This window comes from Clostridium sp. AF12-41, assembly GCF_003461685.1.
Lineage (GTDB): Bacteria > Bacillota > Clostridia > Lachnospirales > Lachnospiraceae > Otoolea > Otoolea fessa.
Window position 1 is genome coordinate 436,527 of record NZ_QTXO01000002.1, and the last position, 23,604, is coordinate 460,130.

At 50.3% G+C, this 23,604-nt stretch carries 24 protein-coding genes and 1 other annotated feature; all 24 genes read right to left on the minus strand.

Annotated elements, in window-relative coordinates; all coding sequences use genetic code 11:
* Positions 1–62: 62 nt before the first annotated feature.
* Positions 63–1,148 (minus strand): ethanolamine utilization protein EutH, encoded by a 1,086-nt coding sequence (gene eutH / locus DWV73_RS05485; protein ID WP_117796068.1) that lies wholly within the window; start codon positions 1,146–1,148, stop codon positions 63–65.
* 90 nt (positions 1,149–1,238) lie between these two features.
* On the minus strand, positions 1,239–2,531 hold the full coding sequence (locus DWV73_RS05490) for a 2-hydroxycarboxylate transporter family protein (RefSeq protein WP_117796069.1): 1,293 nt from the start codon (positions 2,529–2,531) through the stop codon (positions 1,239–1,241).
* 21 nt (positions 2,532–2,552) lie between these two features.
* A complete protein-coding gene (locus DWV73_RS05495; RefSeq protein ID WP_207661051.1) occupies positions 2,553–3,716 on the minus strand; it encodes an SEC-C metal-binding domain-containing protein in 1,164 nt (387 codons plus the stop codon).
* Between the two features lie 342 nt (positions 3,717–4,058).
* Positions 4,059–4,571 (minus strand): nitroreductase family protein, encoded by a 513-nt coding sequence (locus tag DWV73_RS05500; protein ID WP_117796070.1) that lies wholly within the window; start codon positions 4,569–4,571, stop codon positions 4,059–4,061.
* Between the two features lie 29 nt (positions 4,572–4,600).
* Positions 4,601–5,104: a transcription elongation factor GreA gene (greA, locus tag DWV73_RS05505; protein WP_022360596.1), complete on the minus strand. Its 504-nt coding sequence runs from the start codon at positions 5,102–5,104 to the stop codon at positions 4,601–4,603.
* A 3-nt stretch (positions 5,105–5,107) separates the two neighbouring features.
* The gene (gene glmM / locus DWV73_RS05510; protein ID WP_107001396.1) at positions 5,108–6,460 is read right to left on the minus strand and encodes a phosphoglucosamine mutase; all 1,353 of its coding nucleotides are present in this window, start codon (positions 6,458–6,460) and stop codon (positions 5,108–5,110) included.
* Positions 6,461–6,639: 179 nt separating this feature from the next.
* On the minus strand, positions 6,640–7,494 hold the full coding sequence (rfbD, locus tag DWV73_RS05515; protein ID WP_117796071.1) for a dTDP-4-dehydrorhamnose reductase: 855 nt from the start codon (positions 7,492–7,494) through the stop codon (positions 6,640–6,642).
* Positions 7,494–8,516 carry a dTDP-glucose 4,6-dehydratase gene (gene rfbB / locus DWV73_RS05520; RefSeq protein ID WP_117796072.1) on the minus strand — a complete coding sequence of 341 codons (1,023 nt, stop codon included), beginning with the start codon at positions 8,514–8,516 and terminating at the stop codon, positions 7,494–7,496. The genes rfbD and rfbB overlap by 1 nt, the downstream gene beginning before the upstream one ends.
* Positions 8,517–8,530: 14 nt before the next feature.
* Positions 8,531–9,424, minus strand: coding sequence for a glucose-1-phosphate thymidylyltransferase RfbA (gene rfbA / locus DWV73_RS05525; RefSeq protein ID WP_022360600.1), 894 nt, complete (start codon positions 9,422–9,424; stop codon positions 8,531–8,533).
* Between the two features lie 288 nt (positions 9,425–9,712).
* Positions 9,713–10,471 carry a class B sortase gene (locus DWV73_RS05535; RefSeq protein ID WP_207661053.1) on the minus strand — a complete coding sequence of 253 codons (759 nt, stop codon included), beginning with the start codon at positions 10,469–10,471 and terminating at the stop codon, positions 9,713–9,715.
* A complete protein-coding gene (locus tag DWV73_RS05540) occupies positions 10,461–10,949 on the minus strand; it encodes a deaminase (protein ID WP_022360603.1) in 489 nt (162 codons plus the stop codon). Before DWV73_RS05540 ends, DWV73_RS05535 begins: the two co-directional genes overlap by 11 nt.
* 31 nt (positions 10,950–10,980) lie before the next feature.
* Positions 10,981–12,057, minus strand: a complete 1,077-nt coding sequence (gene prfA, locus DWV73_RS05545; protein WP_117796075.1) for a peptide chain release factor 1 — start codon at positions 12,055–12,057, stop codon at positions 10,981–10,983.
* Positions 12,058–12,075: 18 nt separating this feature from the next.
* Positions 12,076–13,074 (minus strand): HemK/PrmC family methyltransferase, encoded by a 999-nt coding sequence (locus DWV73_RS05550; RefSeq protein ID WP_117796076.1) that lies wholly within the window; start codon positions 13,072–13,074, stop codon positions 12,076–12,078.
* A gap of 32 nt (positions 13,075–13,106) precedes the next feature.
* Complete coding sequence (locus DWV73_RS05555) at positions 13,107–14,063, minus strand: DUF1385 domain-containing protein (RefSeq protein ID WP_117796077.1); 957 nt, start codon at positions 14,061–14,063, stop codon at positions 13,107–13,109.
* Positions 14,064–14,149: 86 nt separating this feature from the next.
* Entirely contained in the window at positions 14,150–14,359 is a 210-nt protein-coding gene (gene rpmE, locus DWV73_RS05560; RefSeq protein WP_022360607.1) for a 50S ribosomal protein L31, read from the minus strand.
* Positions 14,360–14,675: 316 nt separating this feature from the next.
* On the minus strand, positions 14,676–16,487 hold the full coding sequence (rho, locus tag DWV73_RS05565; RefSeq protein ID WP_117796078.1) for a transcription termination factor Rho: 1,812 nt from the start codon (positions 16,485–16,487) through the stop codon (positions 14,676–14,678).
* 265 nt (positions 16,488–16,752) lie between these two features.
* Positions 16,753–18,075 carry a replication-associated recombination protein A gene (locus DWV73_RS05570; protein ID WP_117796079.1) on the minus strand — a complete coding sequence of 441 codons (1,323 nt, stop codon included), beginning with the start codon at positions 18,073–18,075 and terminating at the stop codon, positions 16,753–16,755.
* 9 nt (positions 18,076–18,084) lie between these two features.
* Positions 18,085–18,792, minus strand: a complete 708-nt coding sequence (locus DWV73_RS05575) for a polysaccharide deacetylase family protein (RefSeq protein ID WP_242995748.1) — start codon at positions 18,790–18,792, stop codon at positions 18,085–18,087.
* A gap of 234 nt (positions 18,793–19,026) precedes the next feature.
* Complete coding sequence (locus tag DWV73_RS05580; protein ID WP_022360611.1) at positions 19,027–19,866, minus strand: undecaprenyl-diphosphate phosphatase; 840 nt, start codon at positions 19,864–19,866, stop codon at positions 19,027–19,029.
* Between the two features lie 12 nt (positions 19,867–19,878).
* On the minus strand, positions 19,879–20,553 hold the full coding sequence (locus DWV73_RS05585) for a uracil-DNA glycosylase (RefSeq protein ID WP_022360612.1): 675 nt from the start codon (positions 20,551–20,553) through the stop codon (positions 19,879–19,881).
* A 165-nt stretch (positions 20,554–20,718) separates the two neighbouring features.
* Positions 20,719–21,381, minus strand: a complete 663-nt coding sequence (locus tag DWV73_RS05590) for a hypothetical protein (protein ID WP_117796081.1) — start codon at positions 21,379–21,381, stop codon at positions 20,719–20,721.
* Positions 21,382–21,545: 164 nt separating this feature from the next.
* Positions 21,546–21,917: a 50S ribosomal protein L7/L12 gene (gene rplL, locus DWV73_RS05595; RefSeq protein ID WP_107001383.1), complete on the minus strand. Its 372-nt coding sequence runs from the start codon at positions 21,915–21,917 to the stop codon at positions 21,546–21,548.
* Positions 21,918–22,021: 104 nt separating this feature from the next.
* On the minus strand, positions 22,022–22,510 hold the full coding sequence (rplJ, locus tag DWV73_RS05600; protein WP_022360614.1) for a 50S ribosomal protein L10: 489 nt from the start codon (positions 22,508–22,510) through the stop codon (positions 22,022–22,024).
* A gap of 47 nt (positions 22,511–22,557) precedes the next feature.
* Positions 22,558–22,692: a sequence feature (ribosomal protein L10 leader region), on the minus strand.
* 37 nt (positions 22,693–22,729) lie between these two features.
* On the minus strand, positions 22,730–23,497 hold the full coding sequence (gene ispD, locus DWV73_RS05605) for a 2-C-methyl-D-erythritol 4-phosphate cytidylyltransferase (RefSeq protein WP_117796082.1): 768 nt from the start codon (positions 23,495–23,497) through the stop codon (positions 22,730–22,732).
* Positions 23,498–23,604: the final 107 nt, after the last annotated feature.

A 23,604-nucleotide genomic window follows, 5' to 3' on the forward strand; every position in this document is an offset into this window, starting at 1 on the left:
ATATTCCGCTCTACTCTGTTATCATTTTTGTCCTTCTTAGATAATTTTAGTCAAATTTGCTGTTACTCGCCACCTAATGCGGGAATCTTCTCAGCTGAGATAAACGCCAGGGCAACTGCCAGACCGCCTGACAGCACCTTGCTGATCATATAGGCTGTTACCCAGTTTCCCGGTATCAGGGACGCTACCAAGGTCATCTGACCGCCTACTACATAGGCACCTGCCACAGAGAAAGCGGCATTTAATACTTTCCCGCGCTTATCCATCTTGGAAAACAATGGCAGCATCGCAAGGCTCTGTATAAAGGAAAGGAACAGTCCGACAACTGCCTCCTCATTGATACCCAGGATCGCCCCGATGCGCTGGATCGGCTTTTGGAGACGTTTTAACGCCACCTGCGACAACACCAGACCGCCGCACGCTGCGATGACCATGCGGAGTACCATAAAAAGCATTTCCTCAATCAAGGCATCCTCGACAACCGCATACTTCGGCATGAAAATTCCGAAGACCGCCACACCAAACAGGAGAAAACTAAAAATACGGATCGCATTTCCGATGAAAATCATGATCTTCATCGTCAGCTTCGGAACCAACACAAATGCCGCAATCAGCACCACGCACAGCACCAGCACCGGAATCATATTAAAAAAGAGCTGACGGACAGGCAGACCCAGCATCAGACCTCCGACCGCCAGACCAGACGGTATGGCAATCAGTCCGAAGATGAACCCCCGCATCAGCTCTCCTATTTCATCTTTTCGAACGGCTGCCAGAAAAACCGGCAGCTGGTATCCGACCGTCATACCCAGACTGCCTGCTACCATCGCACCGGTAAATGCCGCCAGCGCTGGTGTCGCCGCCAGCTTCTGTGCCATGCCAAGCGCCCCCATATCCGGCGCCAGAAGGCAGCTTGGAATGAGCGCCGGATCAAACGGCATATGCTTTGCCGCCTCTGCAATCGATTCCGCGTGGGTCTGCACATATGTAACTCCGATCGCAAAAAATCCGACCGTGGACATCGCCAGACCGCCCATGGTGGCAAGACCCTTTTCAAAATTCGGCATCAGCCCCAGCTTTCCTCCCAGCATCTCATCCACAAGACCGGCTGCCGCAAACACCAGCATGATCGCAATGAATATGTTCATAAGCCGTACCTCCCAGCTTTTCCCTATTTCTCTGTTTCCACTTATTTTCCCTCTATCAGGTACATTTCTCTGTCAATCACCGTTCTTTTTCTACCTCGCCAGCAGCTGTATCAGCACACCCCCGATCGTCAGCATCAGTGCCCCGCAGGAGCGCGTCACAATCTGTGCAAATGGAAGCAGTTCCATCCGTTTCGAACTGCTGAGCACCGCCACATTTCCGGAACCGCCCATGTTCGTCGTACACATCCCCGCTGCGATCGATGATTCCAGCGGATAAAATCCCATCTTGATGCCGATCAGTCCGGCGGTCAGTGTGATCGCCCCGACAATCAGCACGACACTGAGCAGATAAAATGGAGTGATGGTGTGCAGAATCGTCTTTAAATCAATCAGCGTCGCTCCGATTCCGGTCAGCGCCGCCGCCGTCCAGCTGTGGATCGCGAACTGTCCCCACTCTCTCGCCGCGTCCTCCAGGCGATCTGAAAGGATTCCCGTTCCCTTCACAATCACAACTGCCACAATCATCCACGCATACGTCGGTACAATCGAAATAAAATGATGGCAGAGCGCCCCCAGTTCATAAAATGCCATCGAAATGATAAGTCCCGTACATAAGAGTGCGAAGGTCGGTTTCATCGGAGGCTGTTTCTTCACTTCGTGACCGTCATTGACAAGGCAGCCATTTCCGGTCAGAGATGGCTTTCGCTCGCCGATATTATTGGCTAAACCGCCAAAAATGATCGCCACACAATTTCCCAGCACCGTCGCCGGTGCGATCCGCGTCAGGATCTGTCCGGCGTCCGTCCCCAGAACCGACGAATACATTGCCGACAGAGGCACTGCCCCCGCCGTCATGCCGCCGCTCGTCATCGGAATACCGATATACAGGATGCCTTCCAGAAAACTATCCCCCATCACCATGCCGAGCAGACCTGAAAGTATCACGCCGACCGCCAGCGATATGACAGCTGTCGGAAGCAGCTTCACCGTTGCGCGGATCAGAAGCCCGCGGTCGATATTGAAAAGACTTCCTGTGATCAGCGCCGAGATATAGAAGACCAGAAATCCTTCTTTATTGACAAAATTGTCCAGAATCTCATGCGTCTGCTCTGGAATCAGCCCCAGCGCCTGGATGACTGCCGCTCCCAGAATACAGATAACCGAGCCGCCCAGATACGTTTTCACAACCGGTGTATGATTTCCTAAAAAATTGAGTCCCTCGCCCAGCACCATCAGCGCAATCATGCCGCCGACCAAGCCTGCCGGAAGACAATCCATATACATACAGACCACCACCAGCGCCAGGATGCCTAAATACAGAGGGATGGAAAAACCAGCGATCGTATTAGCTTTGCCAGATATTTCTTTCCTCTCTTGCTGCATTTTTCATTTCACCTCTGAGTATTAATTTCTTCCACAACACTTCTTATATTTCTTCCCAGATCCGCAAGGACACGGATCATTCGGATAAATCTTCTCCACCTTTTTCACAGTTACCGGTGCTGGCTGGGACATTTCCGGCACCATCGCCGGCATGCCGCCGATCATGCCTCTCTCACTTAATTCCCACGGTTTATTTCCGCGGTTTTCTTTTGTTCTCGTATTGTTGAACGCATCCATGAGAAGTCTTAAAAATTCGCCCATCTGCTGCTCGCTCTGGAAGACAATCCCTTCTTCATGCATCTTATTCATCAGTTCTGCCGGTGATTTTCCTTCATAACTGCTGGTCCACGTCTCAAAGCACCATCTAGCCGCTTTCTCATACGGCACATCCAATTTTTTTATGAAATAGGACTCCAGCTCCTTATAAGCCAGCGCACCTGCCTCATACCCTTTCTGACAGATTTCATCCAACTGCTGTGCAGACGGAATATAGAATTTTTTATTCTGCTGCTGTTTCAACAAAGCAGTGAATCCATCCCCCTCAAAAACTGGAAGATGTACATACAAGCCCCTCTCGGAATAAAGCGGATTCTCTTTCGGCAGGTCCTGCATTCCCAGTTTCTCCATCGGGAAAATGCTGGATTCTGTGATGTCCTCCGGCATTTCCTCCAGCATCCCGATCATTTCTTCGATCGTGCCTTTCACCTTCAATTTGTACAGTTCATACAAAATTTCCAGCGGCGCAATCTCATAATAATCGATAAAGAAGCTGATACACTTCATCAGCCAGCCTTTTTTACTCTGAACCGCCCGGAATGCCTCGTCGTCAATCCCGCTAAACCTCTGTGCAATCTCTTCAAAGACAGTGAAGCAGTCACTCACCTCCTCAAAACTTCCAAGTACGTATTTATATAACTGCATTCCATCCATGATCTCTTCTGCAGAAATTTTCTGTGGCTCGGTACAGGCTTTGCAAAAAAGCACCATCTGCTCTTTCGTCAGGCATGAAAGTCTGCCCCGGAGTGCCTCTTCCGTCGTTAAATATTCTACAATTCGGTCAATCAGGTCATCCTTTTTAAGCCGGGAACAGTTCTTTAACTCGTAGCTTCTTGCTTCGTTTAATAAGTCTTCTTTGGTCCATTCTTTTAAATATTCTCTTAATAACATACCATTTCCTTTTCTCATCTTACATCGTTTCATGCTTCTCTTCATATTTTTTTATTATACTTTTAAATGCACATGGATTGCAAGATATATCGTTACATATTTCTGCTTCGCGCGAGTGCGCATCATTGGCATTACACAAAAATACAGCCTGTCTCCAAGCTTCTCAGGAAACAGACTGTATCGATTAAGGATTATGGTAAATAAAGGATTGTCGTAACTGTTCAGTAGGTCTGCGCATTTACTGCGCTGACCGTACGAAAACATGGGCCAGCAGGCAAAAATCCCATTGCCGCAGGCAATTTTTAATGGATTTTTGCGCGTGACTGTGAAGGTACTGAACAGTTACGGATTGTCTATATTTTACAGAAATACTGCCAGCTCTTCTAGCGGCTTGCGATCTGCATGCAGCCTGGACGGATGAGCTGTCTCTGCCGGATATCCAAGCGGCAGATAGGCCGTCGGCTGTAATCCCTTCATCTCTGGGAACTGCTCCAGCAATTTTTCTGGATTAAACATACCAACATACGTTGTTCCCAGTCCCAGTTCTGCTGCCTGCAGCATCATCTGGGAAACCGCCAATGTCACATCGATCTCTCCATGGTTTTTCCCGTCCTCTTCCCTTTTCCAGGAAATCTCTGGATCATAGGCTGCTACAATCACAACCGGCGAATGAAAATGACACGCCGTACATGCATCCGCTTTCGCCAGAGCCTCCTCACTCTGCATCACGAAAAAGCGCTGTGGCTGTAAGTTATGTGCCGTCGGGGCTTTGCGTCCTGCCTCCAGCACTTTCTGTAATTTTTCCGCCTCAACCGGGCGGCTGTCAAATTTACGAAGTGAATAACGTGCATCACATAATTCTTCAAATTTCATAGTAATCAAAACTCTCCTTTGTATCGCGACTAATAACTACGAATCCGATCCGAATCCTCTTCTCCCGTTTTCTCGATCTTCCGGATCTCCACCACATAGCTGCTCTTATCGTTGACCTTCACTTCCACCTGATCACCCACATGGTGTCCTTCGATCGCTTTTCCGAGCGGCGACTCGATGCTGATCCGGTTTTCCAGGGAATTGCCCCGGATGCTCGTTACCAGACGGTATACTTCTTCCTCGTCGTCATCCTCAAAATACAGGGTAACCGTATCATTCATTCCGACCTCATCCGGGCGGGATTCTTCCGATACGATCTTAGCGTGCTTCAGCATATTTTCCAGATAGCGAATACGGCTTTCATTCCGGTTCTTATCCTTCTTAGCAGCATAATATTCGAAGTTTTCGCTCAAGTCACCCTGTGCGCGCGCCTCCTTGACCGCCTCGATCGCCTCTTTGCGGACCACCAGCTTCCGATGGTCGATCTCTTCCTGAATCTTCTTTACATCACTTTCTGTCAGCTGCTCTCTCATGTCTTACTCTGCCAGTCCCTTTTTTTCTATCATTTCTACAACCTGTGCTACATATTTTCCGCAGATTTCATCCGTCGGTGCCTCGACCATCACGCGGATCAGCGGCTCTGTACCACTCGGACGAACTAAGATTCGACCGGTATCGCCCAAGGCATCCGATACCTTCTGAACCTCCGCCTGCACGTCGCGGTCTGCCTGCGCCGCCTCTTTATCCTTGACTCTGACATTTTTCAGAACCTGCGGATAAATCTGCACCTCATCAGCCAGCTTTGCAAGTGTCTCTTTCTTCTCCAGAATCACTTCCATCAGCTTTAATGATGTCAAAATGCCATCTCCGGTCGTCGCGTGCTTGCTGAAAATGATATGGCCCGACTGCTCGCCTCCCAGACAGTGACCGTTCTGGGACATATTTTCATAGACATACTTATCGCCAACCGCCGTCTTCTCATAAGAAATACCCTCGCGCTCAAATGCCTTATAAAGACCGAAGTTCGACATAACCGTGGTGACAACCGTATTGTTGACCAGCGTGCCCTGTTCTTTCATGTATTTTCCACATACATAGAGGATCTTGTCGCCATCTACCAGCTTGCCCTCACTGTCCACTGCCAGGCAGCGGTCCGCATCTCCATCATAAGCAAATCCAACATCCAGATGATTTTCAACCACATATTTCTGCAGTCCCTCGATGTGGGTGGAACCGCAATTTGTATTGATATTCAGACCATCCGGCGTGTTATTGATGACGTGTGTCTCCGCGCCCAGTGCGTCGAATACGTTTTTCGCAATCGCGGAAGCGCTTCCGTTTGCACAGTCAAGACCTACCCGCATATTTTTGAAAGACCGTGTTGCCAGAGAAATCAGATAACCGATATAGCGGTTGCGTCCCGCCGCATAGTCAACGGTGCGTCCGATCGCATCGCGTTTGGCAAATGGAATTTCGCCCATCTCGCCATCCAGATACGACTCAATCTTCTCGATCGTCTCCTCCTCCAGTTTCTCGCCGCGTCCATTGATGACCTTGATTCCATTGTCATAGTATGGATTGTGGCTTGCGGAGATCATGATACCGCAGTCAAACTCCTCGGTGCGTACAACATACGATACACTCGGAGTAGTTGTCACGTGAAGCAGATAGACATCTGCGCCGGAAGCGGTCAGTCCCGATACCAGCGAATACTCAAACATATAGCTGCTGCGTCTCGTATCCTTGCCGATCACGACCCGGCAGCGATCTGCTTTCGTCTTCTGTCCATAGTACCAGCCCAGGAAACGACCTACTTTATAGGCATCCTCCACGGTCAGCGTCACATTTGCCTCGCCGCGAAATCCGTCTGTTCCAAAATATTTACCCATTTTGAGAGTTCCTCCTACATCATCAAATACAGAGTCCAAAGGTCATGTACATTTATGGAAATACCCCACTAACATACATGACCTTCTACGATTTTGATTCCAACCTGAAGAAAATCCTGCAGCCAACGGCGCTTCACACTTTCTGCCGCTGCTGCTTTCTATGTCTGATTGCACATTTTTTACTGAATTTCTTTCAGATAGCGACCTACCGCATCCTGCCAGGACGGAAGGCGCTCAAATCCGTTGTCCGAAAGTTTTTCTTTGCTGATCCGGCTGTTCATCGGGCGTTTTGCCTGACCCGGATAAGCAGCTGTATACTCAGCAGTGCTGACCGGCGTCACCTTGACGTCCATGCCCGCCTGCTTAAAGATCTCAACTGCAAATTCATACCAGCTGCAAAGTCCCTCATTCGTCGCATGGTAACGACCATATTTATCACTCTGAATCATATCAACCAGCAGACGTGCCAGATCGTATGTGTAAGTCGGGGAACCGATCTGATCATCCACAACACTGACTGCCCCGCGCTCTTTGCCAACGCGCAGCATCGTCTTGATGAAGTTCTTGCCGTTCACGCCAAATACCCACGCGATACGGACGATGAAAAACTTCTTTACCAGCTCCTCGACTGCCAGCTCGCCCTCATACTTCGACTGACCGTAGGCGTTGAGTGGTTCCCGGTGGTCATCCGGCTCCCACGGGCGGGTGCCCTGACCGTTGAATACATAATCGGTGCTGATGTACATCATTTTGATGTCCAGATCTTTGCAGACCTCAGCGATATTTCTCGTTCCATCTGCATTGACTTTACGGCAGAGTTCCATGTTCTGTTCCGCTGCGTCTACTGCAGTATATGCAGCGCAGTGGATCACTGCATCCGGCTTTGCCTCGGTGATCACGCGGCGGCATGCCTCTGCATCGGTAATATCCATCTCATCGACATCCACACCGATGCCAGTAAGACCCTGTTTTTTCAGCTCATTCATCACGTCATAGCCAAGCTGGCCTTTAACGCCTGTCACTAATACTCTCATTATAATCTATCTCCATACATTTTTTCGAAGTACTGGCTGTACTCACCGCTTAAAATGTGTTTCCACCAGTCCTGATTGTTCAGATACCAGTCGATCGTCTGACGAATGCCGGTGTCAAAATTGTATTTCGGCTTCCAGCCAAGCTCTGTCTCGATCTTGGTCGGATCGATCGCATAACGGCGGTCATGACCCGGACGATCCTTGACGTAACGGATCAGGCTTTCCGGCTTGTCCAGCGCTTTCAGGATGGTTTTAACAACCTCCAGGTTGGTCCTCTCATTGTGTCCGCCGATGTTATAAACCTCACCGACGCGTCCCTTGTGGAGAATCAGATCGATCGCCTCACAATGATCGGATACGTGCAGCCAGTCGCGGACGTTCGCGCCGTCGCCGTATACCGGAAGTTCCTCATCTGCCAGCGCACGGCTGATCATCAGTGGAATCAGCTTCTCCGGGAAATGATACGGACCGTAGTTGTTGGAGCAGCGGGATACTGTCACTGGAAGTCCGTAGGTTCTATGGTATGCCAGTACAAACAGATCCGCACTCGCCTTGGAAGAAGAGTACGGGCTGGAGGTATGAAGCGGGGTTGTCTCCGTGAAGAAGAGATCCGGGCGGTCTAACGGCAGATCGCCGTATACCTCATCGGTCGATACCTGATGATAACGTTTAATTCCATAGGTGCGGCAGGCATCCAGCAGGGTGGTCGTTCCCATGACATTGGTACGGACAAATGCCTCCGGATCCGTGATGGAACGGTCTACATGGCTCTCTGCTGCAAAGTTTACTACGATGTCCGGCTTTTCTTCCTCGAAGAGTTTAAACACGAAGTCGCGGTCTGCGATATCGCCGTGTACAAACTTGTAATTCGGCTTATCCTCTACCGCTTTCAGTGTCTCTAAGTTGCCCGCATAGGTCAGAAGATCCAGATTGATGATCTGATACTCCGGGTATTTATTTACCATATGGTGTACGAAGTTTCCGCCGATGAATCCAGCTCCGCCTGTCACGATAATCTTCATTGTTTTAACTCCTTTTAATTCTGATGTATTTTATCAACATATTTCCCATCCAGTACGTCTTTCAGATATTTGCCATACTGGTTTTTCTTGTATACCTCGTATGCCTCCAGCACTTCTTCCTTGCTGATCCATCCGTTTAAGTACGCAATCTCCTCCAGGCACGCGATCTTGCGGTGCTGGTGGGTCTCTACTGTCTTAACGAAATTGGTTGCCTCAACTAAGGACTCATGTGTACCGGTATCGAGCCAGGTAAAGCCCTGTCCCAGAAGAATGACATCCAGATCGCCATTTTCCAGATAGATGCGGTTCAAATCGGTGATCTCAAGCTCGCCTCTGGCAGACGGTTTTAACTGTTTCGCATACTCTACTACCCGGTTGTCATAGAAATACAGACCCGTTACACAGTAATTGGACTTCGGTTTCTCCGGCTTCTCCTCGATGGAGATCGCCTTGCCCTGATCGTCAAATTCTACGATACCGAAGCGCTCCGGATCATCGACATAGTAGCCGAATACAGTCGCGCCCTCTTTCTTGGCAGAGGCAGCACGCAGGCGTTTCACAAGTCCCTGACCCTGGAAAATATTGTCCCCCAGAATCATCGCTACGGAATCATCCCCGATGAACTCCTCGCCGATGATAAATGCCTGTGCCAGTCCATCCGGACTTGGCTGCACGGCATAGCTTAAATGTAAACCAAACTGATGTCCGTCGCCCAACAATTCCTTAAAACGCGGTGTGTCATCCGGTGTCGAAATAATCAGAATATCCCGGATTCCCGCGTTCATCAGAACGGAGATCGGATAGTAAATCATCGGTTTGTCATAAATCGGAAGCAGCTGTTTGGAAGTTACGCGTGTCAGCGGGTAAAGGCGTGTGCCTGAACCGCCTGCTAAAACGATACCCTTCATATCTTGTTCTCCTCATATGTTTTATTTTCACGCCTCTTTTCTAAAAAAAGGCAGATCTCATCACTATAAGTAATATACCACATTTGCCTGCTGCTTGCAAATTTATTTGCTTTGCACTTCTTTCTTGCATTGTACAATCGTAACTGTTCACGGGTAGGCACTTTTGGAACCGAAAGTGCCGTAAGAAAACGTGGTGGCAGCAGGAATTTGCCGTATTTAAATGCGGAGCCACGGCAAATTCCGTTACTGGGCACGTATACGTGAACAGTAACGTACAATCCATAAGCATCATTCATCCACCGCATACACAATCGTCCGCGCATCCGCAAATTCATAACTGCACGTCACAAAGGAATACAAGTGGGAAACCTCCTCGTCTGGAAGTTCGCGAAACCGGCATCCCTCCGTCATTTCTTCTATATAAGGATGCATCTCCGACCGATCCGCAAATTCCGTCCTACGCCGTTCCCCCTGACTGCCCGCAGTGAGCGCTGCAATCAGACGGAGTGTCCGCCTTTTCCCATCTGGAAAATAGAGATAAGCCGTCCGATGCTTCTGGAAGAAATCTTCGTCTTTCAGGCGGATCAGCTCGGAAAACCGGCTTCCGTCCTTCATATGATGCCCGTAAAAAATCGAATGAAAATCCGATGCATCCGGTGCACTCTCGCAGTCCAGAAAGACAGTCCCGGCTGGATCTGGTTTTCCATCCAGCCCGATGCTGCGGTACGATTCATTGTCGGTTGTCTGGACAATCGGTTCGTCGATGTGAGTACCGGGAATGCGAATCCAGGCGATGACGTCGGCATTCTGACATTTTAAGGCTGCGAAATCTGGCTGCCATATCGGCTCTGACGCATCTGAATCAGATTTTCCAGATAAATTCTGCTCTACATTTCCTTCAGATTGGGAATCTCTGTTTTCCGCCCTTCTAACCGCATCCCCCACACCATCCGCCAGAACCAGACATCCAATCACGATCAAAAAAGCACAGAAGATGCGGCGTGCCCAGCGGGCAGCGCCGTCTCCTGTGCGCTTCTTAGTACCCAAATTTTCCTTCCAGCGATTCATCTTCGCGGATCCAATCTTCTACATCGACTTTTCGGTACTCATTTTTCGTATCACGGATATAGACATGTTCAATTCCGGCATTGATTACCATGCGCTTGCACATCGAACAGCAGCTCGATTTTTCCACATACCCGCCGGTTCTCGCATCGACACCGGTCAGATACAGCGACGCGCCGATCATGCGCTCTCTGGAGGCACTGATCAGGGCATTGGCCTCGGCATGGACACTGCGGCACAACTCGTACCGCTCGCCGCGCGGCACATGAAGCTCCTCGCGGATGCAGCGACCGATATCGGAACAGTTTTTCCGTCCGCGCGGGGCACCCACATAGCCGGTCGAGATAACCTCATCGTTATTCACAATCACTGCCCCGTAGTGCTTTCGCAGACAGGTACTCCGCTGCGAAACCATTTCCGCCAGATCCAAATAATAATTGACTTTATCTCTTCTTTCCATATAGGATCCCCCTTCCGTTTTCTCTAATTCTTTAGATGCCCTCATTCATCTTCGCCAGCTTCGCCGCCTGGTCAGCTGCAATTAAGCTGTCAATGAGCTCATACAGATCGCCGTCCATGATCGAATCGATCTTATACAGGGTCAGCTTGATGCGGTGCTCGGTCACACGTCCCTGCGGGAAGTTATAGGTACGGATCTTCTCGGAACGGTCGCCGGTACCGATCTGGCTGCGGCGTTCTGCCGCTTCCTCGTTCTGGCGTTTCTCCAGCTCCAGATCGTATAGCTTGGAACGCAGAAGACGGAACGCCTTTTCCTTGTTCTGTAACTGTGATTTCTCCGTCTGGCTGTAGATCACGATACCGGTCGGAATATGGGTCAGACGTACCGCGGAGTCAGTCGTGTTGACACACTGTCCACCGTTTCCGGACGCACGCATAACGTCAATACGGATATCTTTATCATCGATGACAACGTCCACATCCTCTGCCTCCGGCATCACGGCAACCGTCGCGGTCGAAGTATGGATACGTCCGCCGGACTCGGTCTCCGGCACACGCTGTACGCGGTGGACACCGCTCTCGTACTTCATCTTGGAGTAAGCGCCCTGGCCGGTAATCATGAAAACGACCTCCTTGAAGCCGCCGATTCCATTTTCACTGACGCTGACAAGCTCAGTTTTCCAGCGGTTGCGCTCTGCAAAGCGCACATACATACGGTACAGTTCGGACGCAAATAATGCCGCCTCATCGCCGCCTGCACCTGCACGGATCTCAACGATAACGTTCTTTTCATCGTTCGGATCCTTCGGAAGAAGCAGAATTTTTAATTCCTGCTCCAGCTCTTCGATGCGCTTTTTCGCAGCATTTAACTCTTCCTTCGCCATCTCGCGCATCTCCTCGTCGGATTCCTCATCCAGAAGCGCCAGACTGTCCTCTACGTCCTGTTTTGCCTTCTTATACTCTTTATATGCCTCCACAATCGGAGCCAGATCCGACTGCTCCTTCATCAGCTTGCGGAAACGATTTGTATCGCTTGCCACTTCCGGGCTGCCGAGCTCTTCCATCAGCTCTTCATAACGGATCAGCAAATCATCCAATCTGTCAAACATGATATCCTCCTCTATCGTCTAACGGTTCCACCGTGCCTTTACCACGCGGTTAAGCCCCGGCTCATCCTTTATCACTTCTATCTCCCGATACCCGGCGATGGTCAGTATCCGGCTGACCGCCTCCGCCTGGTCATATCCTATCTCAAAATATACGCAGCCGCCCTTGTTCAGATGTTTGCTGCACTCCAGCGCCAGAACCCGGTAAAAATACAGACCGTCCTCGCTGCCGTCCAGCGCCAGCCGCGGCTCATGGTCGCGTACCTCCGGTTCCAGACCGTCGATCACCGCCGATGGGATATACGGCGGATTCGACACAATCACATCGTACATGACATCCGCCTCCACCGCCTGAAACAGATTGCTCTGCAAAAGTGTCAGGCTGTGTTCCTCGATCTCTGCCTGCAGGCGCGGTCCCTTTGCCAGCCACGTTTTCAGGCGGATGCACCACGGATCCTCCGATACCTGAAACGATTCTGACCGCGCAGTTCCCTTCTGAATCAAAAAGAGACGTCTCGCATTTTTCTTTGCCACGCGCAGCGCCGCCTCGGAAATATCCACCGCCGTCACGTTCTGGTAGCCGCCAAGCACGGCAAGGCTGATCGCAATACAGCCGGATCCGGTACACATATCCAAAAGATTCAGATCCTTTTCCGGGTAATCCCGAAGAACCCGCTCAACTAACGTCTCCGTATCCTGGCGCGGAATCAGGACATTTTCATCGACAGAAAATGTCATTCCCATAAAATCCTGCATTCCCAGAATCTGCTGCAGTGGAATGCGCTCTGCCCGTTTCTGAAGCATTTCCTGATAGCGCCCATAGCCCTTTTCCAGGCGTTCCGCATGGATCGGACGGTTCTGATCCAGATAATAATGCACCCGGTCAATCCCGAACGCCGCTTCCATCAGATACCAGGCATCCGTCCCTGCGTCCGGCACACCCGCCTCACTTAAGCGCGCGCCGCCCTCATCCAACAGCTCTCTCCAGGTCAGGTCTGTTCTTCCGTTTTCCTCGCTCATCGACTCATCCCCTCTGTCGTACCGTGTTCTATTTATGATTCTTCCAGCTGCTTTTCCCAGCCTGGGAAATTCTCCGTCAGGTATTCTCTCCAGTCAAAAACTGCCTCGGTCGCCGCGATCGCCACCTCAATCATCGAGTCATCCGGCTCCTTCGTCGTCAGACCCTGCATCCACATACCCGGACGGCTCACCAGATCCATAAACTTCGAATTGCTCCGTCCGGCGCACTGCAATACCTCATATGATATACCCGCAATGACCGGAACCAGAATAATACGGCTCAGAATCCGCATCCAGATCGTATCGACCCGGATCACCATAAACATCAGAATACTGATCACCATGACAATCAATATGAAACTGGTACCACAGCGCTTGTGCTCTTTCGAGCTCTCGCGCACATATTTTACCGTCAGCGGATGTCCGTGTTCCACACAGTTGATGCACTTGTGCTCCGCCCCGTGGTACATAAATGTCCGCCGGATGTCCTCCATCCACGAAACGAGTTTAATATAGATAATAAAAATCGCGATCCGGATCACACCTTCCAACACTGCCATCAGATGATCCGATGTGATAACTCCCTTAAACAGGTTCGCAATCCCCAGCGGCAGGAGCATAAAAATACCAATTGCCAGGATAAACGAAATTACCAGCACTGCTGCCATGATCGCACTCTCCAGCTTCTCGCCGAACACACGGTCTAAAAGCTGTTCGAATTTTCCCGGCTCTGCATCCTCATCATCCTCAAAAAAGCTGGCGGAATACGACAGACTCCGCATGCCGATGATCATCGAATCTGCAAACCGGAACACACCGCGCACAAACGGGAGCTGTAAAATCTTCGCTTTTTTCGTGATACTCTGGTATGTGTCTTTTTTTACTTCTATCTCTTTGTCAGGCCGGCGGACTGCCACTGCATAGTCCTCGCCTTTCATCATCATGATTCCTTCAATTACCGCCTGACCGCCAATTCCTGAATACTTCATGCTGTCCTTTCAAAATAAAAAAAGAAGAAAACAAAAAGGCTGAGTTTAATGTCGCCACTAAAACCCAACCTTTACATGGTTCAAACTTATTTGCCTGCGTTGATGCCGTACTTGCGGTTGAACTTATCGATACGTCCGCGGGCAGCGGCTGCTTTCTGCTGGCCTGTGTAGAATGAATGACACTTGGAGCAAACCTCTACGTGGATGTCTTTCTTGGTAGAACCAGTTACGAACTCGTTACCACAGTTGCAAACTACTTTTGCCTGATAATAGGCTGGATGGATTCCTTCTCTCATTTCTTTCACCTCTCTGAATTTTTCATTGCGATTTCCGACCGCTTTTTTAATTGCAAGCCGTCTTAAAACGGCTCTATATAAAGCTCCGCACATCCAGGCACGCTATTCCATCATTTAAGCGTTCCTTCCACTCGTAAGGACGACTCACGCAGATGTCAGAACTACCGTCTGTTAATACAGCCTTATAATTATATCATGATGTGTACTTTTTAGCAAGCAATTTTATCTATTTTTCAATACTATTTTTCTTCTTACAGTCCTGTTTTCCTGCCTGGAAGAAAGTCCTCACAGATGCGCTATTGGTGAAACATGATTTTTAGTAAAATGACCCCTTTTTCCGCGTGATCTCCACAAATTCCGTATTGTTCCTCGTCTTGGCAAACAGATCCAGGATCCGCTCGACGGTATCCTCCGGTTTCTGCGTGTTGGTCGCCTTGTGGACGATATCGACCGCTTCCGCCTCGGCGGACGAAAGAAGCAGATCATCTCTTCGCGTACCGGAACGCAGGATATCGATCGCCGGGAAGATGCGCTTCTCGGAAAGTTTGCGGTCAAGCACCAGCTCCATGTTGCCGGTTCCCTTAAATTCCTCGTAAATAACATCGTCCATACGGCTGCCCGTCTCAATCAGCGCGGTCGCCAGAATCGTCAGGCTGCCGCCCTCGCGTATATTTCTCGCCGCACCGAAGAAGCGCTTCGGCATATGCAGCGCTGCCGGATCCAAACCACCTGAAAGAGTTCGTCCACTCGGCGGAACCACCAGGTTGTAAGCCCTTGCCAGACGGGTGATACTGTCTAAAAGAATCATAACGTCCCTTCCGTGCTCGACAAGGCGCTTCGCCCGTTCTACTACCATCTCCGACACACGTTTATGACGCTCCGGCAGCTCGTCAAACGTCGAATAGATGACCTCGACATTTTCTCCCGTTACCGTCTCACGGATATCTGTCACCTCCTCCGGACGCTCATCGATCAGAAGGATGATCAGGTGCATTTCTGGATGGTTCTTTGTGATGGTCGTCGCCACCTGCTTTAACAGGGTGGTCTTTCCGGCTTTTGGCGGGGATACGATCATGCCTCGCTGTCCTTTTCCGATCGGGGACAGCAGATCCATCACGCGCATCGCCATGGAAGTCTTAACCCCCGGATATTCCAGGTGCAGGCGTTCATTTGGGAAAATTGGCGTCAGATTTTCAAAATTCGGACGTTTTTCCACCACGCTGGTCGGGTATCCATTGACCGAATTAATATATAATAATGCGGCAAATTTCTCCGTCGCCGACTTCACACGACGGCTTCCGCGCACGATATCACCAGTTTTCAGATTAAAACGGCGGATCTGGGACGGCGCCACATAGACGTCATTTTCACCCGGCAGGAAGTTTTCACAACGGATAAATCCAAATCCATCCGGCATAACCTCCAGGATTCCGTTCGCCTCGATGCCGCTGTCCAACTCCTGAAATTCATTTTTCAGATCCTCCATGCGTGCATTTTCCACCTCGGTACGGGTGCTTTCCATCTGCTGCACCGGCGCGGTACGTTCCGGCTGACTGTACTCGGAGGCTGCTTCTGCCATCTGCGGTGCCGGTGCGGTATGTTCCGGCTGGCTATTCTCGGGTCTTGCGCTCATCGCTTCATTGTAATTGTTACGCGGCACATAGGAATTTCTCTGATACCCCTCTCGCTGCGTGTACTCGCGTCTGCGGTTATCCTGATAACGGGTATTATTATTCTCACGGCGTGTATAGGAGCCGTATTCATTCCGGCGGTATCCGCCTTCGCTGCGGCGCTCATAGCTAGGATTCTGCCCTCCCGCAGCCCGTTCTCCGTTGGCAGATCTCCGCGGCTGCGAATACGTCTGTGCCGATGTATTCTGCCCTGCATCAGTTCTGCGCGGCTGCACGTGCATTTCCGTTCTCTCTGCCGGTTCCGCCGATCCAGCCGGATGCTCACTGACAGAAGCCTGGGGCGTTTCTTCTTTCTGTCCCCCTTCCGCCGGCTTCTCAAGTTCGCACAGCCTGTCTATGATCTCCGCCTTTTTCAGGGTGCTGATCCCCTTTAACCCCTGGGCCTTCGCCATTTCCCGAAGCTGCACCAGAGGGAGTGTCTTTAATTTTTCTCTCATATAATTCTCCTTACCCTGTTTAATTGTGTCATATTCTCTGGGATTCAAAAATCAGAAATAAGAAACGTGTGGATGTCTTCCAGGTACTTACACGAAACCGGACAGGCAGATACCTGCCCGGCATACCTTTTTAACATAGCCTTTTATGCTGTGACTGCTCTTTATCCTGCAGCCACCTTGGTTTTATTATAAACGGTTTTCATAAAAATTCAAGTAAACATTTTCTTCATACATATCAATTCAGGAACATATGGGAAGCTTTTTCTCATTCAGAGCCCTTCAGAAAGTGCAGCCACTCCCCAATCTTCTTCTCATACCCATTTTCTGACGGGCGGTAAAATGTGCTGCCCTCCAGTCCATCCGGCAGGTACTGCTGCTTCACATAATGGTTCGGATAATCATGTGCATACTTGTACCCGTCGCCATGCCCCAGCTTCTCCGCCCCGCTGTAATGGCAGTCGCGCAGATGGGACGGCACCGTAAAGTTGCCCTTTAACCTGACCGCCTCCTGTGCCTCATCGACCGCCACATACGCCGCGTTGCTCTTCGGTGCGCTCGCCACATAGGTAGCCGCCTGCGACAGGATAATCCGCGCCTCCGGCAGACCAATCCGCTCCACTGCCAACGCCGCGCTGACCGCAACCTGAATCGCCTGCGGATCCGCATTGCCGACATCCTCCGACGCACAGATCATGATACGCCGCGCAATAAATTTGATATCCTCGCCTGCATCCAGCATCTTCGCCAGATAATAAACTGCCGCATCCGGATCGGTACCGCGCATACTCTTGATAAACGCTGAGATCGTATCGTAATGGTTGTCCCCCGTCTTGTCATACTTCACAGCACGGCGCTGGATGCACTCCTGTGCCACATCGAGTGTGATGTGAATCAGCCCATCTTCACTCCGTTCCGTTGTGAGAATACCAAGCTCGATCGCATTGAGCGCCGCGCGCGCGTCTCCGCCTGCCATATCGGCCAGAAAATCGAGCGCCTCGTCCGTCGCCTCCGCGCGATAGCTTCCCATGCCCTTTTCCTTGTCATGGAGCGCCCGCTCTAAAAGCTCGCGGATATCCGCATTTTCCAACGGTTTCAGCTCAAAAATACGGGATCGGGAAATCAGCGCCCCGTTGACCTCAAAATACGGATTCTCCGTCGTCGCACCAATGAGCAGAATCGTACCATCCTCAACAAACGGCAGAAGATAGTCCTGCTGCCCCTTATTAAAGCGGTGAATCTCGTCGATAAACAGGATCGTGCGCTTTCCGTACATCCCCAGCGCATCCTTGGCATCCTGCACGACCTGTTCCATATCTTTTTTCCCCGCCACCGTCGCGTTGAGCTGCTCAAAACGCGCGCTCGTCGTATTGGCAATCACGCGCGCCAGCGTCGTTTTGCCCGTTCCGGGCGGTCCGTAAAAAATCAGCGATCCGAGCTTATCCGCCTTGATCGCCCGGTACAAAAGCTTATCCTTTCCTATGATATGCTTCTGTCCCACCACCTCGTCAAGCGTGGACGGGCGCAGCCTGGATGCCAGCGGCGCCTCCTGCTCGATCGTATTTTTCCGCATATAATCAAATAAATCCATCGTATCCTCTCAATCAATCAGACATTCTTCTATTGTAACAAAAGTATATCCCTCCGCCGTCAATGTGTCAATCGTCTCAAGCGCAGCATCGACCGAAGTCTGATATGCATCATGCATCAGCACCACCGTGTGAACCGCCGCATTTTTGCAGATATGCTTCACAATCCGCGCCGTATTCCGGTTTTTCCAGTCCAGCGTATCGACGTCCCAGAACACCGGCGTCATCGACACTCTCTCCTGAAGCTCCGTACTCCATGAACCATACGGCGGACGTATGTATTCCGGACGTTTTCCCGTGACCGCCTCGATCCAATCGGCCGTCTCCCGAATCTCCTCCACGCTCTTTTCAATCGGCTGGCGCGCCAGATCCACATGTGCCATGCAGTGAACCCCGATGAGATGACCGTCTTTAGCCATCTGTCGCACCAGTTCCTCATTACCCGGAATATTTTCCCCGACCAGAAAAAAAGAGGCTTTCACGCCCCTCTCGCGCAAGCCGTCCAGCAGCTTTTTCGTGTACACCCTGTGCGGTCCGTCGTCGAAGGTCAGCGCCAGCTCCCCGCCGGAAAAGCATTCCGGGGAGGAAACCGTCTGGTCCGCCTGCTCCACTTTTGCCAAATCTTCCCACTGCATCCCCACTGCCAGCCTGCACACGATTCCTAAGAAACATAGATCCAGCAGCACTGCCGTGCATAGGCAGAGCAGTTTTTTCCTCATGGAACCCTTATTTTGAATGATCCGATTTACCATTTTAGACGTGTCAGCCCTGAACTGTGACAGGGCATCCCCTTTATATTTGCGTTTCCGCTTCCATGTATTATATGAACGCAAAAAAGGATCCAGACCTCCGCATTTCTGTCAGGTCTGAATCCTCTTTTTCTATTTAATGTGCTCTCGGAATCTTTCCGCCAGCCGCAAAAGCAAGTGCAGGAAAGACTCCGAACGTACATTTTAACCTACTAGCGCCGAAATACCAAAGTAGGACAACACCACGATACCAAGCACAATCCGATAATATCCGAAAAACTTGAAATCATGCTTGCGGACATATCCCATCAGGAACTTGATCGAGTACACGGACACGCCAAATGCGACCACCATACCAAGAACCAGATAAATGAACTCCGCGAAAGAAAATCCGCCGCCCTGAATGAAAAATTTCACAATCTTTAAAAAACTCGCACCGAACATAACCGGAATCCCAAGGAAGAATGAAAATTCTGCCGCCGCCGGACGTGAACAGCCGATCAGCATCGCGCCCAGAATCGTCGCGCCCGAACGGGAAGTACCCGGAATCATCGCCAGCACCTGGAAACAGCCGATCAGTGCCGCTGTCTGGAACGAAATCTGCGTCACGCGCTCAATCGGAAAATGACGGTGTACGTTTCGATTTTCCAGTACGATAAACAAAACGCCGTAGAGAATCAGCATCGCTGCTACGACATAGCCATTCATCAGCTTATCCATGAAATGGTCAAGCGGAAGCCCAATCACCGCTGCCGGAATGCAGGCTATAATAATTTTTATCCACAAACGGATTGTACCGCGCTTCTGCGCCATCGATTTGTGCGGTGAAAACGGATTCAATTTATTGAAATACAGCACCATAACCGCCAGAATCGCACCCAGCTGGATGACAACCATAAACACTTCCCGGTACGCCTCGCTGACATCCAGATGGATGATCTCATCCACCAGAATCATATGCCCGGTACTGCTGATCGGAAGCCATTCCGTGAAACCTTCCACGATTCCCAGTACAATTACCTTTAAAATCTCAACAAAACTCATGTCTGCTCCTTCCTACACGTTTTCTATCTGCCAGTCGATCGGGGCAACACCATGTTCTTTTAAAAATTCATTGGTCTTGCTGAATGGGCGGCTGCCGAAAAATCCGCGGTACGCAGACAGCGGGCTCGGATGCGGTGCTTCGAGAATCAGATGCTTCGGATTATTAAGCATCGATTTCTTCGCTTGTGCCGGACGTCCCCACAGAATAAATACCATCGGACGGTCCTGCTCATTTAAGATCTTGATCGCAGCATCCGTAAACTCCTCCCAGCCGATTCCACGGTGGGAATTAGCCTGATGCGCGCGGACGGTCAGAACTGTGTTCAGCAGCATGACTCCCTGCTTCGCCCATTTCGTCAGATAGCCATTGTTCGGGATGTAGCAGCCGAGATCATCGTGCAATTCCTGATAAATATTCACCAGGGACGGCGGGATTTCCACATCCGGCTTTACCGAAAAGCAAAGCCCATGCGCCTGTCCCGGACCATGGTAGGGATCCTGACCTAAAATAACCACCTTTACCTCGGAAAGAGGGGTAAAATCAAATGCATTGAAAATATCATTCGCATCCGGATATACAACATGCGTCTCATATTCCCGTTTCACAGTATCGTATAACTTTCTGTAATATGGCTTTTTAAACTCTCCGCTGAGCGGAGCCAGCCAGTCATTACTGATTGCTCCCATTGCCCTATCCTCTCGTCCATGTCATTTTCTGTCGTTTTCTGTCAAACGATGGTTCCATTTTAGCACAATCGAAGCGGTTTCTCAAGTTTTGCTTCCCAAATGTCCCCTCTGCAGATAAGTGGACGTTACTGTTCACGCATACGTGCCCAGTAACTAAGTGGACTCTCAATCGCAGGAAGCAAAATTGCGGATAAAGCCGACCGAATTCTGCGGAATCGATACGGTCCTCTCCTGAATATCTCCGACAATCTGGTAAAACTTCTGGTTTATCCGATACATATGCGATTTGCGGTTAAAAAAGACCGTCTTTTCAAAGGGCCAGCGGATGACGGTCGGCGTCTTGAAATCCACTCCCAGCTCGAGAATCAGAAGCGCATGGTTTAAGGTTCCAGCCAGCCATTCCCGGTAGAGATTCCAGCTTTTCAAATAACCTTCCTCGATATACGGATTCGCCAGAACTGTGTTTTCTGTCAGCGGCGCCCCACAGTGCGGGCAGATACCATCCGACACCTCGCCGCGCTCCCAGATATCCTTCGTACAGCCTTTCGAACACTGAAGCCAGTTCACATTACCGCACGGCGCCGTGATTTTCGCTTCATCCAACGGGCTTTCAAAGATGCGCGCATCCTTTGCGGTTGTCACGATAAAATAATCCTTCCCCTCTGTCATCGATGCCAGCGCCCGGTATGCCTCCTGCACCTCCGCGCCTCCCGCCTTCTCCCATTCGCTTCCAAGCCCAATCAGCAGAAATTCGCACGCCTTAAGCCGTTCCCGAAGCGTTTTAAGTTCCTCATCTGCTGCCGTTTCATTTCTTGTCCTCTCTGCCATCTTGATTTGATTCCCCCGTTTAAAAAAGAGTCTGCATCTTCGCGGAGTATTTTTTATTTCATAGGACGCAATTTCCTATGAAATAAAAAGAGCCCGGCATGCGCTCACGCACACGCCAGACTCCCCATCTGTAATGCAATTAGCTCTATGCGAAATTACTTAAATTACTTTAAGGTAACTTTAGCGCCTTCAGCCTCTAATTTAGTCTTGATGTCCTCAGCCTCTTCCTTGGAAGCGCCAGCCTTAACTACCTTCGGAGCACCGTCAACTACTTCCTTAGCCTCTTTCAGACCAAGACCTGTAGCTTCACGAACTACCTTGATAACTTTAACTTTGTTCGGACCAACCTCTGTCAGCTCTACGTCGAACTCAGTCTTCTCTTCTGCTGCCTCAGCTGCACCTGCTGCTGCTACAACAACGCCTGCTGCTGCGGATACACCGAACTCTTCCTCGCAAGCTTTTACTAAATCGTTTAACTCTAATACGGATAATTCTTTGATTGCCTCAATGAACTCAGCTGTTGTTAACTTTGCCATTTTAATATTCCTCCTGTGATTGAATTTTAAATCGGCCTTATGCGGCCTCTTGCTTTACTATGCGGCTCTCACGCACCTTACACCCTGCTTTGCAGGTAAGGGTCTTATGCCTCCTGCTGCTCTGCGATCTGCTTGATAACACGAGCGAAGTTTGTGATCGGAGACTGCATGCTTCCAAGAAGTTTTCCAAGAAGAACTTCTCTGGACGGGATGGTTGCGATAACCTGCATTCCCTTTGCATCGTAGTAAGTATCCTCTACAACGCCGCCCTTGATCTCAAGCTTGTCTGCTTTTTTAGCGAACTCAGCTAAAATTCTTGCCGGAGCTGTAGCATCCTCTTTGGATACAGCCAGAGCGGTCGGACCCTCCAGATTCGGCTCCAGAGCCTCGAACGCGGTACCCTTAGCAGCGAAACGAATCATGGTGTTCTTATATACTTTATAAGTAACACCAGCTTCTCTTAACTGCTTACGGAGCTGTGTGTCCTGCTCAACTGTCAGTCCACGGTAGTCAACTACTACTGCGCCCTTAGCGCCGTTGAATAATTCTGCGATTTCAGCAACAACCGGCTGCTTTAATTCAACTTTTGCCATGATTGGTTTACCTCCTGTTTTATTTCTATAACCGCCTGGTAAACGTTTTCTGTAAAATAAAATCCCTCCGTCACTCGCAGGACAGGGGGATAGAAATATACAACGATATCAGTTCCCTCGGCAGGCGTATTAACCTTATGCCTTTCGGCACCTGCTGTCTTCGGCAGTTAAACACGATAAGTACTATAACATAGAAGTCAAGGGTTGTCAATAGACCTATTAACTTTTTTTATTTTGTAAAAATGCAGCCGCAACCTCCATATCCTCCGGCGTTGTCACCTTGATATTCCGGTAAGAACCTTCGGTCAGGCGCACCTTGTGATCGGTCATCGTCTCGACCACCATCGCATCATCCGTCACTCCCTGCTGGTACTCTTCCCGACTCATCATCTTGTCATACGCCGCGCGGATCAGCGGGTAAGTAAATCCCTGCGGTGTCTGAATCATCCAGACATGCGCCCGTTCCGGCGTCACAGAGGCAAATCCGTCCGCATCCGCCAGCTTGACCGTATCCTTTGACGGCATGCCTGCCACTGCTGCGCTATAACGTCGTATATCTGATACGATACGTTCAATCATCGGCTCGTCCACAAACGGACGCGCCCCGTCATGAATCAGGACGCAGTCCCCCTTCCCATAGGAAAGCTGGCTGCCGAGCGCCTTTAAACCCTCGTAGACCGAATGGTAGCGCTCTTTTCCGCCCGCAACGATAGCGCGCACCTTGGAAAATCCATATTTTCCTACAATCTCGTCCCGGCAGTACGCGATCTCATCCGCCCCGGTCACCAGAATCACATCATCGACCCGGCTCTCCTCAAACGCGTGAAGTGCATACCAGATGACCGGCTTTTCCTCCAGAAGGAGAAACTGCTTCTGAATCTTGCTTTTCATCCGTTTTCCCTGTCCGGCTGCCAGAACGATAGCGGCGGTGCGGGTCGGATGCGGTGTAATTTTCTCTTTCCCAAATTGATCCAATGTATGTTCCATCTCGTTTCTCCTCCATGCCAGAACGATCTCTTAAAACACTCTTTTTCCACTTTTTGTCAAATCAATCTTTTAAAAAAACTAACCGCAAAACAATTCTTCCTGAAAAA